A 13,703-nucleotide genomic window follows, 5' to 3' on the forward strand; every position below is an offset into this window, starting at 1 on the left:
AGCGCGAGCGGCGCGCGGCGTCGCCAGGCGGCGAGCCGCGCCGGGCTCGGCGGGAACGCGCCGGAGCGCGCGGCGAGCCGGCCGGCGAGCACCATGGCGAAGGCGGCCGGGCCGTTGAAGGCGAGCAGGAAGACGAGGGCGCTCGGCAGGTCCGCCAGCCGCACCGCCACCGTCTCGCCCAGCCCGCCGAGATAGCCGACGCCGGCGATCCGATCGATCGGCCCGAGGGGCGCGGTCTCGCCGAGCGCGAGCGCGATGATCCCCGCCTGGGCGCAGACCGCCAGCGCGAGGCTCCCCGCCGCCATCGCCGCCAGCCGCCGGGGGGATGCGTCCCGCAGGGCGACGAGCGCGACGCCGAGCAGCGCGTAGAGCATCAGGATGTCGCCGTAGAACAGGAGCGTCGCATGCGCCACGCCGATGGCGAGGAGCGCCACGAGCCGCCGGCGCAGCGGCGCGCCCGATCCGCCCGGGCGCGCCGCGCGGTCCAGCGCGACCGAGAGGCCGAAGCCGTACAGGAAGGAGAAGATCAGGAAGAACTTGCCCGCGCCGAAGGCGAGCGTCGCCCAGGCCGCGATCCGGTCGGCCGGCGTTGCGAGCGCGGGGCCCGCGTCGATCGGCATGGCGAAGATCGGCGCGTTGACCACGATGACGCCCATCAGCGCGAAGCCACGCAGGGCATCGATGCTGCGATCGCGATGAGCGGCGAGGGTCTCGGGTGTGGCGGCGGGCGGCGTCATCGAAGGCTCCAAGTCGGCTGCGGAAAGAGGGCGCGTGTCGATTTGTGTGTAAGCGAGGCCTCGCTCACAAAATTCTGGCTCGTGTGAGGTCGTGTCGAGCGGCTCACCGTCCCGGCGCGAGCGCACGGCCGAGGAGGAGTCGCGTGCGCCGCGCCGCGCGCGCGCCGTCGAGCAGGTCGAGGCCGCCGGCGGAATAGATCCCGTCGGCGAGCGCGAACAGGAGGATGCCGACGTCACGTGCGGTCATGCCGTCGGCGAGCGCGATCTCGCCGCGCGCCTGCGCGGCCGAGACCCGCTCGGAGAGCGCAGCCACGAGCCGCTCCTGCGAGGTCGCCAGCGCCTCGTGGACGCGCGGGTTGCGCAGGGCCTCGGCGAAGATCTCCGCCCGCAGGCCGAGCTCGCGGCGCTCGCGGCCCGCGTGCGCGAGCGCCGCGAGCGCGGCCTCGACGCAGGCGAGGAAATCGGCGCCGCGAAAGAGATCGGCGAAGAAGGCGAGGTCGGATTGCAGGTCCTCCTCCACCATCGCCAGCACGAGCTCCTCCTTCGAGGCGAAGTACTGGTAGAGGTTTGCGACGCTCACCCCCGCCTCGCGGCTGATGTCGGCGGTGCTCGCCCCGTGGAAGCCGCTGGACAGGAAGCGCCGCCGAGCCGCCGCGAGGATGTGGGCGCGGCGCTCGGCGCGCGCCCGCTCGTCGACCGGGCGGCCGCGGCGGCGGGAGGGTGACGGCGTGATCATGCACGTTTTATACATGAGCGATCGCTCGTGTAAAGAGGTGGTGTTCCATGCATGAAGAGCTCGCCCCTCGGTAGTATTCCGCAACAGCGCGACGAAGGCTCGCATCGGCTCCCCAAAGCGGCTATAACGCCGCGGCGTCCGGCCGGCCGGGCGCATCCCGTCACGAGGGACGACACGGCACGCGCGGGGACGCGCGGAATTCGAGGAGCGAGGACGATGAGCGAGCGCTGGACGCCCGACAGCTGGAGGGGCAAGCCCATTCGGCAGGTGCCGGCCTACGAGGACCAGGACCTGCTGCGCGAGGTCGAGGGTCAGCTCGCGGGGTTTCCGCCCCTCGTTTTTGCAGGTGAGGCGCGCAAGCTCAAGGCGAGCCTCGCGTCGGTCGCGCGCGGGGAGGCCTTCCTGCTCCAGGGCGGGGACTGCGCCGAGAGCTTCGCCGAGCATTCCGCCGACAACATCCGCGATTTCTTCCGCGTCTTCCTGCAGATGGCGGTCGTCCTCACCTTCGCCGGATCCTGCCCGGTGGTGAAGATCGGCCGCGTCGCCGGCCAGTTCGCCAAGCCGCGCTCGTCGGACGAGGAGACGGTCGACGGTGTGACGCTGCCGAGCTACCGCGGCGACATCGTCAACGACATCGCCTTCACGCCGGAGAGCCGCAGGCCGGACGCCCGGCGCCAGCTCGATGCCTACCGCCAGTCGGCGGCGACGCTCAACCTGCTGCGCGCCTTCGCCACCGGCGGCTTCGCCAACCTCGAGAACGCGCATCGCTGGATGCTCGGCTTCATCAAGGACAGCCCGCAGAGCTCGCGCTACGCCGACGTCGCCGAGCGCATCACCGAGGCGATCGCCTTCATGAAGGCGATCGGCATCGAGGCGGACCGGCATCCGGAGGTGAAGAACACCGAGTTCTACACGAGCCACGAAGCGCTGCTGCTCGGCTACGAGGAGGCTCTCACCCGCGTCGACTCCACCTCCGGCGACTACTACGCCACGTCCGGCCACATGATCTGGATCGGCGACCGCACGCGGCAGGCCGATCACGCCCACGTGGAATACGCGCGTGGCGTGAAGAACCCGATCGGCCTCAAGTGCGGCCCCTCGCTGGCGGCGGACGACCTGCTCCGGCTCATGGACGCCATCGACCCGAAGAACGAGCCCGGGCGTCTGACGCTGATCTGCCGCTTCGGCGCCGACAAGGTGTTCGACCACCTGCCGGCGCTGGTCCGCGCGGTGAAGAAGGCCGGTCGCACGCCGGTCTGGTCCTGCGACCCGATGCACGGCAACACGATCAAGGCGGGCTCCGGCTACAAGACACGGCCCTTCGACCGGATCATGCAGGAGGTGCGCAACTTCTTCGCCGTGCACCAGGCCGAGGGGACGCATGCCGGCGGCATCCACCTCGAGATGACGGGCAAGAACGTCACCGAATGCACCGGCGGCGCGCGCGGGCTCGGCGATGCGGACCTCTCGGACCGCTATCACACCTATTGCGACCCGCGGCTCAACGCCGAGCAGGCGCTCGAGATCGCTTTCCTGACTGCGGAGCTGATCAAGCGCGAGCGGCTCGGGCGCGAGCGGCCGCAGGTCGAGGCCGCAGAGTGACGTCTGCGACGTGACCTGATCGGGAGGGTGCGCCGCGACGGCGCGCCCGCCCGAGACGCGCTCGGGCGGGCGCGCTCAGGCCGGCTCCGGGAAACGGCCGTCGATGCAGATGACGTAGTTCACGGCCAGCGCACCACGCAGGAGCCCGCATCCGGGCGTCTGCCCGCCGCGCAGCACGGGGCTCGACGCGCCGAGCGCGATCTCCTCGCCGCTGCCGAGCAGCCCTGCTCCGACGGGGGTGCGGCCGACGAAGTCGGGCAGCCGAAAGCGCGTGTCGCCGTTTCCGCCGAAGGTCTCGCGGAGCATCACGAACAGCGCCCGGTGCTGGCGCCCGTCGAGGTCTTGGCCGTGGCAGAACGCCCAGCCGCGTGGCGCGTGATCCGCCGCCCACATCATGATCGTCCCGAGATACGGGCTGTCCATCGATCCGTTCTCCTGCCCCGAGACACCGTCGTCCGCCGTGCCATCCGCGAAGGTAGCTTGCGCAGCAGCGACTTTCCGTCAACCCTCGAATTCGGGACATAACTTTTACTTTCGTGTAGAATAAAGCAACAACTCTACCCGCGATCGATTTGTTGAAGTTCCCAGGCGGAGAGTACCGCGACAGCCTACGTCCGCGCTCATCGGAGCAGACCATCGGGCAGGGGCTCCTGGTCGGTCACTTCGGCAACGAACCGGCGCAGGATCGCTTCCACGATGTACGCGCAAGCCCGCCGCAGGTCCGGGTCACCACAGTGCGCACACTCGCCGATCAGCCTGGGGCGGCGCAGCAGGCGCCGCGACCTTTCGCCTCACGATGCGTCGGCGGGGGCCGTGCGCATGAAGCGCGCGGCGAAGAATCCGTCGAGCCCCGGCGCATCGGGAGCAACCCCAAGGTGTGGAAATACACGCAGGTTTCCCGCCGCATCGACGAGCGCCGCCGCGCCGCCGATCTCCTCGGCCCGCACGGGATCGCGCGCGAAGTCCGGGTTGCGCGCGAGGAAGGCGCTCGCCTGGGCCTCGCCCTCCTCGGGCTCGAGCGAGCACGTGCAGTAGACGAGGCGGCCGCCCGGGCGGGTGAGCGTCGCCGCCGCATCGAGGAGCTGCGCCTGCAACGAAGCGAGCTTCGCGACGTCCGCGTTGCCCTTGGTCCAGGCGACGTCCGGATGGCGGCGCAGCGTCCCGGTCGAGGAGCAGGGCGCATCGAGGAGGACGGCGTCGAACGGGGCGTCCGGCTCGAGCGCGAGCGCATCCACCGCCCTGGTCTCGGCGTCGAGCTCGAGGCGCGCGAGGTTCTCGGTGAGCCGCGCGAGCCGCTTGGCCGACCGGTCCACCGCGAGCACCCGGGCGCCGGTCGCCGCGAGCTGGGCGGTCTTGCCGCCGGGCGCCGCGCACAGGTCGACGACGCGCTCGCCGGCGCGGGCCCGGAGCAGACGCGCGGGAAGGGCGGCGGCGGCGTCCTGCACCCACCAGGCGCCTTCGTCGTAGCCCGGGAGCTCCGGCACCGGCGCGCGGGCGCGGACGCGCAGCGTCCCGGTGGGCAGGAGGCGGGCGTCGAGCCGCTCCGCCCAGATCGCGGGGTCGGCCTTGGGCGTCAGGTCGAGCGGCGCCTCGCTCCGGTGCGCCCGGGCGATCGCCGCCGCGGTCTCCTCGCCCCATGCGGCGCGCCAGCGTGCCGCGAGCCAGCCGGGCACGTCGCGCATCGCGTCCGCCTCGGCCTCGGCGAGGATCGTGTCGCGCTCGCGCACCACGCGGCGCAGCACGGCGTTGATGAGCCCGCCCGCCTTGGCGAGCCGCTTCTCCTCGCGCGCCAGATCGACCGCGGTGCCCACCGCGGCGTGGTCCGGGACGTCGAGGAACAGGACCTGCGCGGCGCCGACGACGAGGAGCGCCTCGAGCCGCGGATCGCTCACCGGCGCCGACAGCCGCTCGGCGAGCGCGACGCGGATCGTGCCGAGGCGCCGCAGCGCGGTCACCGCGATGGCGCGGGCGAGCCCGAGGTCGCGCGCATCGAGGGCCGCCGCGGGGGCGCGGGCGGCGAGCACGTCGTCGAGGGCGCGGCGCGCCCGCAGCGTCTCCTCGATCGATGAGAAAGCGAGCCGGCGTGCGCCGAGGCCCGGCTGGGTATCCGCCAAGATGGGTCCGTCTCCCGATCGGTTCGTGCGTCGCCCCCGCGCGTGGCGCGGAAGCGATCGCTCCATGCCGTCCCCTCTAGCTCATCCCCACGGCCCGCGCGAGCGCGCACCGCCCCACGGCCCCGCCGACGTCGGCGCCGCAGCCGTGGGCGCATCCGGGCCGATCCCCGCCTCGCGCGCCATGGCGACGAGAGCGGCGACGCGATTCGCCGTCGCCGGATGGGTCGAGAACAGGCCGTCGATGGCCCCGCCCTTCAGCGGGTTGACGATGAAGAGCGGCGCGGTCGCCGGGTGGTTCTCCGCGTCCGGGTTGACGGTACGCGCGACGCCGCCGGCGATCTTCTCCAGCGCCGAGGCGAGCCAGAGCGGGTTGCCGCAGATCTCCGCACCGATTCGGTCGGCGTCGTATTCCCTCGCCCGCGAGATCGCCATCTGCACGATCATCGCGCCGAGGGGGGCGAGGATGATCATCGCGATGAGCGCGAGCGGATTCTGGCGCTCGCGCCCGCCGAACAGGAAGCCGAACTGCGCGAGCGTGGCGAGCGCGCCGGCGAAGGTGGCGCTCACCGTCATGATCAGCGTGTCGCGGTTCCTCACGTGGGCGAGCTCGTGCGCCATCACGGCGGCGACCTCCTCGCGCGAGAGGGCTCGCAGGAGGCCCGTCGTCGCCGCGACGGCCGCGTTCGCGGGATTGCGGCCGGTGGCGAAGGCGTTCGGCTGGGGATTGTCGATCAGGTAGACCCGCGGCATCGGCAGACCGGCGCGGCGGGCGAGCTCCTCCACGAGCCCGACGAGCTCGGGCGCGGTACGCGCGTCGACCTCGCGGGCGCGGTGGGCCTTCAAGGCGAGACGGTCCGAGTTCCACCATGCGTAGAGGTTCGTCGCCGCCGCGAGGCCGAGCGCGATCAGCATGCCCCCCGAGCCGCCGATCCAATAGCCGACGACGCCGAAAAGCGCGGTCAGCGCGGCGAGGAGCAGGGCCGTCTTGACGACGTTCATCGCGGTGTACCTCCGGGCACGCACGCCTATATCTAGGCCAGACCCGAAATGTGGGATCGAGGCGTCGGTTCCGGCAAGGCCCCGCTCGACGGGCGCCGGCCCGGGCACGCGAGAGGGAGAGCGATGCAGGACGCGAAGGACGAGGCGGCGCGCGCCGCGGCGACGAACGGCGGCTCGGCGGGTGACGCCGCAGCGGCGCTGCCGGGCGCCGCGCCGGGCAAGGCACTCTCACCCGCCGCGCGCCGCGCGCTGGAGGAGGCTGCCGCGCGCCGCGCGGCGATAGACGCCCGTGCGGCCGAGATCGCCGCCGAGCCCGAGACGGCGGGGCGCGGCGGGCTCGAGCCCGTGCGCTACGCGGACTGGGAGATCAGGGGCATCGCCTGCGACTTCTCGTGAGCGAAGCAAATCCTGCAGGCCCATCCTGCACGCCCTTGACCGCGGGGGACGTGCGGGCGAGACGAGGCGCGGTCCCGTTCGAGGAGATCCCGCCATGAATTCCGCCGCGCACGACGCCGCCCGAGACGCCGAGCACGACGCCGCCGTCGACCCGCAGGAGGTGGCCCGCTTCGAGAAGATCGCGCGCACCTGGTGGGATCCGAAGGGGCCCATGCGCACCCTCCACAAGTTCAACCCTGTGCGCCTCGCCTACATCCGCGACCACGTCGCCGCCCATTTCGGGCGCGACCCGAAGGACGCCGCGCCGCTCGAGGGCCTGACGCTGCTCGACGTCGGCTGCGGCGGCGGGCTGCTGACCGAGCCGCTGGCCCGGCTCGGCGCCCGGGCACGGGGGCTCGACCCGGCGCCGACCAACGTCGAGGTCGCGCGCCTCCACGCCGAGCGCGCCGGCGTCGGCGTCTCCTACGCGCAGGAGACGGTGGAGGCGGTCGTCGCCCGGGGCGAGCGCTTCGACGTGGTGATCTCGATGGAGGTCGTGGAGCACGTGCCCGATCCCGACGCCTTCGTGCGCACGTGCGCGCAGGCGGTCGCCCCGGGCGGGCTCCTGTTCATGGCGACGCTCAACCGCACGCTCAAGGCGTGGGGACTCGCCATCGTCGGGGCGGAATACGTCCTCGGCTGGCTGCCCAAGGGCACCCACGAATGGGACAAGTTCGTCACGCCCGCCGAGCTCGAGGCGTCGATGCACGCGGGCGGTCTCGCCGTGCGCGAGGTCACCGGCGTGACGTACAATCCGCTCGCGGACGCCTGGCGCCTCTCCCGCGACACGGCGGTGAACTACATGGCGTACGCGGAGCGGCGGGCCGGGTGAAGCGCGCCGTCGCGCCGCCGGCCGGGCCGGCGGGGCGGACGCTCGATTGCGGGGCTCGGCCCGATCGCCTCAGCGGCGGCCGCCGACGGCCGCCTTCTTGCGCACGGGCAGGAGCCCCTCGCGCTGGGCCTGCTTGCGGGCGAGCTTGCGGGCGCGGCGAACGGCCTCCGCCTTCTCGCGGGCACGCTTCTCGGAGGGCTTCTCGAACGAGCGGCGCTTCTTCATCTCGCGGAAGACGCCTTCGCGCTGCATCTTCTTCTTGAGCACGCGCAGTGCCTGGTCGACGTTGTTGTCGCGAACGAGTACCTGCAAAAACTCTCTCCTCGGTTTGCGCGGCGCCGGGCGCCGACGGAATCGATGACGATCGCGCTCCCGGCGTCTGCCGGGCGGCCGGACTCGGATGAGCGAACGAGTCGAGGCGCGGGCGGGGTCCGACGGACCCGGATCGGAGCCGGTCACGGCTCCAGCCGGCGACGCGAGGCGAGCCGGCATTCGGCCCGCGCGACGAGAGGCCGTGCGGGAAACCTGGATTATGGCCCTTCGGGCGAGAAATGCAAGCCGCGCAGCAGGCCCGCCCTCAGTTCCGCTCGTCCGGCAGGATCGGCAGCGGAGCGATGGGTATGCCCTCCTCGATCAGCTCGGCGACCTCGTCGGGGTCCGCCTGGCCCAGGATCGGCCGGTCGGGGGCGTCGCCGGCGTGGATGCGGCGCGCCTCGTCTGGGAAGGCGCGCCCGACGTTCTCGGTCGTCGCCTCGATGTGGGCACGCAGGCGCCGGAGCGCCTCGCGCATCTCGCGCTGCGCCTCCGAGAGGAGGGCGACCGGCGGCGGTGGCGCCGTCGGCACGGGCGCCGGCGGCGGGGCGGGGAGCGCGTCCGGCTCCGCCGGAATCGCGGTCTCCCGCGGTCCGCGGTCGGTACGGGCGACGGAGGGGGCCATGATCTGCTTCTCGACGCGCGTCGCCCCGCAGACCGGGCACGCGACGAGCCCGCGCGCCGCCTGCTCCTCGAAGGACGCCGAGGAGGGGAACCAGCTCTCGAAGGGATGGCCGGACGAGCAGGCCAGCGCGTAGCGGATCATGTCCGGAGCATGCGCGACGTCGGCGAACAAATCCTGAAGCGGCGTGCGTGCCTCATGCCGGCGCCCCACCGGTCTCGACGAGCGGCGCCGCACGCCCGTGGCGCAGGCTCGGCACGCGTCGGCGCGCCTCCGTCACCGCCTCGCGGTCGATCTCGGCCAGGACGAGGCCCGGCTCGGTGTCGCCTTCGGCGAGGACGCGCCCCCACGGGTCGACGACGATCGAGTGACCGAAGGTCTCGCGCCCGTCCTCGTGCCGCCCGCCCTGCGCGGCGGCGACGAAGAAGGCGCCGTTCTCGATGGCGCGCGCCCGGGCGAGCGTGTGCCAGTGCGCCTCCCCCGTCTGCCGGGTGAAGGCGGCGGGCGCGGTGAGGATCTCGGCGCCGGCCTCGGCATAGGCCCGGTAGAGGTAGGGGAAGCGGATGTCGTAGCAGACCGACAGCCCGATGGCGCCCACCGGCGTGTGCGCCAGCACCGCGCGCTCGCCGCCGACGTAGGTCGCGCTCTCGCGCCAGGTCTCGCCGTTGGGGAGATCGACGTCGAAGAGGTGGATCTTGTCGTAGGTGGCGACGATCTCGCCGTCGGGCCCGATGAGCACGGCGCGGTTCGCCACCTTCTCGCCGACGCGGATCGCGAGCGAGCCGATGTGGACGGTGACCGCCCGGGCGCGGGCGACGGCGCGCAGCGCCGCGATGGTCTCGTCCTCGTCCTGCGTGCGGATCTTGTCGAACAGCGCGGCCTTGTCGCGCTCGAGCAGCCCGGTCATCTCCGGCGTCTGGACGTAGGCCGCACCGGCGTCCGCCGCCGCGACGACGCCGGCGATCGCGGCCTCGCGGTTCGCAACGGGATCGCGTCCGGAGCGCATCTGGACGCAGGCGACGACGAGACGGCTCATGCGGGCCTCCTCACGCGACGAGAAGCGGGTCGAGCCGCCCGGCGCGGTCGAGCGCGGAGAGGTCGTCGAAGCCGCCGACATGCGTCTCGCCGACGAAGACCTGCGGCACCGTCGTGCGGCCGCCGGCGCGATCGATCATCTCGCGCCGGCGCTCGGGCTCGCGTTCGATGTCGATGACGGTGTAGGCGGCGCCCTTCTCGTCGAGGAGCGCCCTCGCGGCGGTGCAGTAGGGGCACCAGGAGCGCAGGTAGATCTCGATCGGCTTCATCGCGGCCTCGTTCGTGCTCTCGGCCCCACCATATAGGCGGCCGCGGCCGCCACGCCAGCGTCGCCCGCTCAAGCCCGGGGCCGCGCGACCCCGGTCTTCTCCGGTAGGATGCCGCGCGGCGAGAAGCGCAGCACGGTGAGCAGGATCACGCCCATCAGGAACAGCCGCAGGTGCGGCGCGGAATCGAGCAGGTGCCGGCGCAGCGCGTCGCCCTGCTCCATGCCGGCGGTGAGCGTGTTCATCAGCCACAGGCCGGCGGGCTCCGCCTGGACCCAGACGAACCAGATCACGAAGGCGCCGAGGACCGAGCCCATGTTGTTGCCCGAGCCGCCGAGGATCACCATCACCCAGATCAGGAAGGTGAAGCGCAGCGGATTGTAGGTGCCCGGCGTGAACTGGCCGTCGAGCGTCACCAGCATGGCGCCGGCCAGCCCCACCACCGCCGAGCCGATGACGAAGATCTGCAGGTGGCGGCGGGTGACGTCCTTGCCCATGGCGGAGGCGGCGTCGCGGTTGTCGCGGATGGCGCGCATCATCCGCCCCCAGGGCGAGGCGAGCGCCCGCTCGGCGAGCACGACGAGGGCGATCAGCACGACCGCGAACAGCGCGGTGTAGACCAGCGACACGGCGATCGAGGAGAGCGTCGTCACCCGCATGCCGAAATCCGCGGCCAGATCGACGAACCAGGCCTGCTGCTGGAGGTCGATCTCGTAGGGCGCCGGACGCGGCAGGCCGCTGACGTTCTTCACGCCGCGGGTGAGCCAGGCCTCGTTCTTGAGAAGCGCGATGACGATCTCGGAGATGCCCAGCGTGGCGATCGCGAGGTAGTCCGAGCGAAGGCCGAGCGCGACCTTGCCGATCAGCCACGCGGCGCCCGCCGCGAACAGCGCGCCGACGATCCAGGCGAGCAGGATCGGCAGGCCGAGCCCGCCGAGATAGCCGGTCGCGGCGGCGTCGTAGCCCTCGATCGCGCTCGTCGCCTGGTCGCCGAAGAAGCGGACGACGAAGTAGCCCACCGCGACGACGAGGATCGTCGCCGCCATGCGCCCGCCCTTGGGAAGCACCCGCCGCACGGCGATCGCGGCGGCGATGGTGCCGAGCAGGGACAGCGCCGCGAAGAGCAGGTTCCACGAGCCCGCGGCCCAGGCACCCGGCACGGGGGGCATCGAGACCAGCACCGCGGCGATGCCGCCCAGCGCCGCGAAGCCCATCACGCCGACGTTGAAGAGGCCGGCGTAGCCCCATTGCATGTTCACGCCCAGCGCCATGATCGCCGAGATCAGCGACAGGTTGAGGATCGCGAGCGCCAGCGTCCAGCTCTGGAAGGCACCCACCGCGAGCAGCGCGGCGGCCATCACGGCGAAGCAGACGACGGTCTTGACGGACAGGCTCATATCACGCGCCCCCGCAGGATGCCGGTGGGTCGGATCAGGAGGACGAGGACGAGGATGATGAACGAGACGGCGAACTTGTAGTCCGTCGACAGCAGCTGCGCGAGCCCGCCGGGCATCCACTCGTCCGGCAGGACGTGGCCCAGCACCCGCCGGTAGGCGTAGGTGAGCCCGACCTCCGAGAAGGCGACGACGAAGCCGCCCACCACCGCCCCGAAGGGCTTCCCGATGCCGCCGACGATGGCCGCCGCGAAGATCGGCAGGAGCAGCTGGAAGTAGTTGAACGGCCGAAAGCTCTTGTCGAGGCCGTAGAGCACGCCCGCGAGCGTCGCGAGCGTCGCGGCGAGCACCCAGGTGATCAGCACCACGCGCTTGGGATCGATGCCCGAGAGCAGCGCCAGATCCTCGTTGTCCGAGAAGGCGCGCATGGCCTTGCCGGTGCGGGTGCGCTGCAGGAACCAGAACAGCGCGACCACGGCGATGAGCGTCACCACGACCGTGATCAGCTGGCTCGTGCGCAGCGCCAGGCCCTCGGAAAGCCCCGTGAGCGCCTCGAACTCGTTGGGCCGTATGATGAAGCGCTCGCCGTCCTCGAAGCGGATGTCCTCGACGCCGATGAAGAAGCGCACGAGCGCGTTGTAGATGAACATCACGCCGACGGAGACGATGACGAACACGACCGGCGCAGCCCGCCGCTGGCGGTAGAAGCGATAGACGACCCGGTCCGTGCCCAGCGCCAACAGCACCGCGGCGAGGATGCCGAGCGGCAGGACGAGCAGGGCGGTCGGCAGCGGCCCGAAGCCGACGCCCATCGACTGCAGCCACCAGGTGCCGAGGATCGTGGCCATCGTGCCGAAGGCCATCAGGTCGCCGTGGGCGAAGTTCGAGAAGCGCAGCACCGCGTAGATCAGGGTGACGCCGAGCGCGCCGAGCGCGAGCTGCGCGCCGTAGGCGAGCCCGGGGATCAGGACGAAGTTCGCCAGCACCACGAAGGCGTTGAGAAAGTTCTCCACGGGTCGTCAGCCTCCGAGGAAGGTGCGCCGGACCTCCGGGTCCGCGAGCAGCGCGGCGCCGGTGTCGGTATAGCGGTTGCGGCCCTGGACGAGGACGTAGCCCTTGTCGGCGATCTCGAGCGCCTGGCGGGCGTTCTGCTCGACCATGAGGATGGCGATGCCGGTGGCGGCGACGTCGAGGATCTTGTCGAACAGCTCGTCCATGACGATCGGCGAGACGCCGGCGGTGGGCTCGTCGAGCATCAGCACCTTGGGCTTCGTCATCAGCGCGCGGCCGACCGCGACCTGCTGGCGCTGGCCGCCGGAGAGCTCGCCCGCCGGCTGGCGGCGCTTCTCTGCGAGGATCGGGAACAGGGTGAAGACCTGCTCCAGCGTGTCGCGATAGTCGTCGGTGCGGATGTAGGCGCCCATCTCGAGGTTCTCCTCGACACTGAGCGCGCGGAAGACGTTGTTCGTCTGCGGCACGAAGCCCATGCCGGCGACGACCCGCTCCTGGGGCGAGAGCCCGCCGATGTCGCGGCCGTCGAGGGTCACCGTGCCCTGGCGCAGGCCGAGCATGCCGAAGATCGCCTTCATGGCGGTGGACTTGCCGGCGCCGTTGGGGCCGACGATCACCGCGATCTCGCCCTTCTCCACCCCGATCGTGCAATCGTGCAGGATGTCCGCGCCGCCGTAGCCGCCGGTCATGTTCGCCCCGGAGAGGAAGCTCATGCGGGCGCTCCCGGGTCGACGACGGGCGCTCCAGGCCGGGCGGCGGGCGCGTCGGGCCCGACCGGCTCCCGGCGCCGGTTCTTCAGCCCGCGGCCGAGATAGGCCTCGATGACGCGCTCGTCGGCGCGTACCACGTCGGGGTGGCCGCTCGTCAGCACCTGGCCCTCGGCCATCACGATGACGGGGTCGCACAGGCGCCCGATGAAGTCCATGTCGTGCTCGATCATGCAGAACGTGTAGCCGCGCTCGCGGTTGAGCCGCTCGATGGCGTGGCCGATCGTCTTGAGCAGCGTGCGGTTCACGCCCGCGCCGACCTCGTCGAGGAAGACGATCTTGGCGTCGACCATCATGGTGCGGCCGAGCTCGAGCAGCTTCTTCTGCCCGCCCGAAAGGTTGCCCGCCCGCTCGTCGGCGACGTGGTTGAGGTGGAGGAAGTGGAGGACCTCGTCCGCCTTCTCCCACAAGGCCCGCTCCTCGGCGGCGATCTGCTCGCGGCGGAAGAAGGTGTTCCAGAGCGTCTCGCCGGACTGCCGGTCCGGCACCATCATCAGGTTCTCGCGCACGGTGAGCGTCGAGAACTCGTGGGCGATCTGGAAGGTGCGCAGCAGCCCGCGGCGGAAGAGCTCGTGCGGGGGAAGGCCCGTGACGTCCTGCCCGTCGAGGAAGACGCGGCCCGCGGTCGGCTTGTAGTGCCCGGCGATGACGTTGAACAACGTCGTCTTGCCGGCGCCGTTGGGGCCGATCAGCCCCGTGATCGAGCCCTTGGCGATCTCCAGGCTCGCTCCGTTCACGGCCTTGATGCCGCCGAAGCTGAGATGCAGGTCGTCGACGCGAATCATGAATGCGTTGCTCCGAGCGACGCCGGCCCGGGCCTGCCCGGGCCGGCGCGCGGTCG

General features: G+C 71.9%; 15 protein-coding genes and 1 pseudogene. 3 read left to right on the top strand and 13 right to left on the bottom strand.

Annotated features, from left to right (window positions below; translation table 11 throughout):
- Both ACTZWW_RS01315 and ACTZWW_RS01320 read right to left on the bottom strand, forming a co-directional pair.
- Positions 1–737 (bottom strand): annotated as a pseudogene (locus ACTZWW_RS01315) (DUF418 domain-containing protein); the annotation flags it as partial.
- 103 nt (positions 738–840) lie between these two features.
- Complete coding sequence (locus ACTZWW_RS01320; RefSeq protein WP_444779126.1) at positions 841–1,473, bottom strand: TetR/AcrR family transcriptional regulator; 633 nt, start codon at positions 1,471–1,473, stop codon at positions 841–843.
- 216 nt (positions 1,474–1,689) lie between these two features.
- Between ACTZWW_RS01320 and ACTZWW_RS01325 the strand changes: the two genes are divergently transcribed.
- Positions 1,690–3,075, top strand: a complete 1,386-nt coding sequence (locus ACTZWW_RS01325; protein ID WP_444779127.1) for a class II 3-deoxy-7-phosphoheptulonate synthase — start codon at positions 1,690–1,692, stop codon at positions 3,073–3,075.
- A 75-nt stretch (positions 3,076–3,150) separates the two neighbouring features.
- Here the strand turns inward: ACTZWW_RS01325 and ACTZWW_RS01330 are convergent, their stop codons facing one another.
- From ACTZWW_RS01330 to htpX, 3 genes are all read right to left on the bottom strand, one after another.
- The gene (locus tag ACTZWW_RS01330) at positions 3,151–3,498 is read right to left on the bottom strand and encodes a phage tail protein (protein ID WP_444779128.1); all 348 of its coding nucleotides are present in this window, start codon (positions 3,496–3,498) and stop codon (positions 3,151–3,153) included.
- Between the two features lie 368 nt (positions 3,499–3,866).
- Positions 3,867–5,255 carry an RsmB/NOP family class I SAM-dependent RNA methyltransferase gene (locus tag ACTZWW_RS01335; RefSeq protein WP_444779129.1) on the bottom strand — a complete coding sequence of 463 codons (1,389 nt, stop codon included), beginning with the start codon at positions 5,253–5,255 and terminating at the stop codon, positions 3,867–3,869.
- Between the two features lie 15 nt (positions 5,256–5,270).
- Positions 5,271–6,188 carry a zinc metalloprotease HtpX gene (htpX, locus tag ACTZWW_RS01340; RefSeq protein WP_444779130.1) on the bottom strand — a complete coding sequence of 306 codons (918 nt, stop codon included), beginning with the start codon at positions 6,186–6,188 and terminating at the stop codon, positions 5,271–5,273.
- Positions 6,189–6,311: 123 nt separating this feature from the next.
- On the opposite strand from htpX, the gene ACTZWW_RS01345 reads away from it, so the two are divergent.
- Both ACTZWW_RS01345 and ubiG read left to right on the top strand, forming a co-directional pair.
- Positions 6,312–6,584: a DUF1674 domain-containing protein gene (locus ACTZWW_RS01345; RefSeq protein WP_444779131.1), complete on the top strand. Its 273-nt coding sequence runs from the start codon at positions 6,312–6,314 to the stop codon at positions 6,582–6,584.
- A 94-nt stretch (positions 6,585–6,678) separates the two neighbouring features.
- The gene (gene ubiG, locus ACTZWW_RS01350; RefSeq protein WP_444779132.1) at positions 6,679–7,455 is read left to right on the top strand and encodes a bifunctional 2-polyprenyl-6-hydroxyphenol methylase/3-demethylubiquinol 3-O-methyltransferase UbiG; all 777 of its coding nucleotides are present in this window, start codon (positions 6,679–6,681) and stop codon (positions 7,453–7,455) included.
- A gap of 69 nt (positions 7,456–7,524) precedes the next feature.
- On the opposite strand, the gene rpsU is transcribed toward ubiG, so the two are convergent.
- From rpsU to ACTZWW_RS01390, 8 genes are all read right to left on the bottom strand, one after another.
- Positions 7,525–7,767, bottom strand: a complete 243-nt coding sequence (rpsU, locus tag ACTZWW_RS01355) for a 30S ribosomal protein S21 (protein WP_444779133.1) — start codon at positions 7,765–7,767, stop codon at positions 7,525–7,527.
- Between the two features lie 265 nt (positions 7,768–8,032).
- Complete coding sequence (locus ACTZWW_RS01360) at positions 8,033–8,533, bottom strand: DUF1178 family protein (RefSeq protein WP_444779134.1); 501 nt, start codon at positions 8,531–8,533, stop codon at positions 8,033–8,035.
- Between the two features lie 52 nt (positions 8,534–8,585).
- A complete protein-coding gene (locus tag ACTZWW_RS01365; protein ID WP_444779135.1) occupies positions 8,586–9,425 on the bottom strand; it encodes a carbon-nitrogen hydrolase family protein in 840 nt (279 codons plus the stop codon).
- A 10-nt stretch (positions 9,426–9,435) separates the two neighbouring features.
- The gene (grxC, locus tag ACTZWW_RS01370; protein ID WP_444779136.1) at positions 9,436–9,693 is read right to left on the bottom strand and encodes a glutaredoxin 3; all 258 of its coding nucleotides are present in this window, start codon (positions 9,691–9,693) and stop codon (positions 9,436–9,438) included.
- Positions 9,694–9,761: 68 nt separating this feature from the next.
- Complete coding sequence (locus tag ACTZWW_RS01375) at positions 9,762–11,087, bottom strand: branched-chain amino acid ABC transporter permease (RefSeq protein ID WP_444779137.1); 1,326 nt, start codon at positions 11,085–11,087, stop codon at positions 9,762–9,764.
- Positions 11,084–12,097 (bottom strand): branched-chain amino acid ABC transporter permease, encoded by a 1,014-nt coding sequence (locus ACTZWW_RS01380; protein WP_444779138.1) that lies wholly within the window; start codon positions 12,095–12,097, stop codon positions 11,084–11,086. The genes ACTZWW_RS01375 and ACTZWW_RS01380 overlap by 4 nt, the downstream gene beginning before the upstream one ends.
- Positions 12,098–12,103: 6 nt before the next feature.
- Positions 12,104–12,808, bottom strand: a complete 705-nt coding sequence (locus ACTZWW_RS01385) for an ABC transporter ATP-binding protein (RefSeq protein ID WP_444779139.1) — start codon at positions 12,806–12,808, stop codon at positions 12,104–12,106.
- Complete coding sequence (locus ACTZWW_RS01390) at positions 12,805–13,647, bottom strand: ABC transporter ATP-binding protein (RefSeq protein ID WP_444779140.1); 843 nt, start codon at positions 13,645–13,647, stop codon at positions 12,805–12,807. Before ACTZWW_RS01390 ends, ACTZWW_RS01385 begins: the two co-directional genes overlap by 4 nt.
- Positions 13,648–13,703 lie beyond the last annotated feature (56 nt).

Origin of the sequence: Salinarimonas sp. NSM (assembly GCF_052380005.1) — a bacterium.
Taxonomy (GTDB): domain Bacteria; phylum Pseudomonadota; class Alphaproteobacteria; order Rhizobiales; family Beijerinckiaceae; genus Salinarimonas.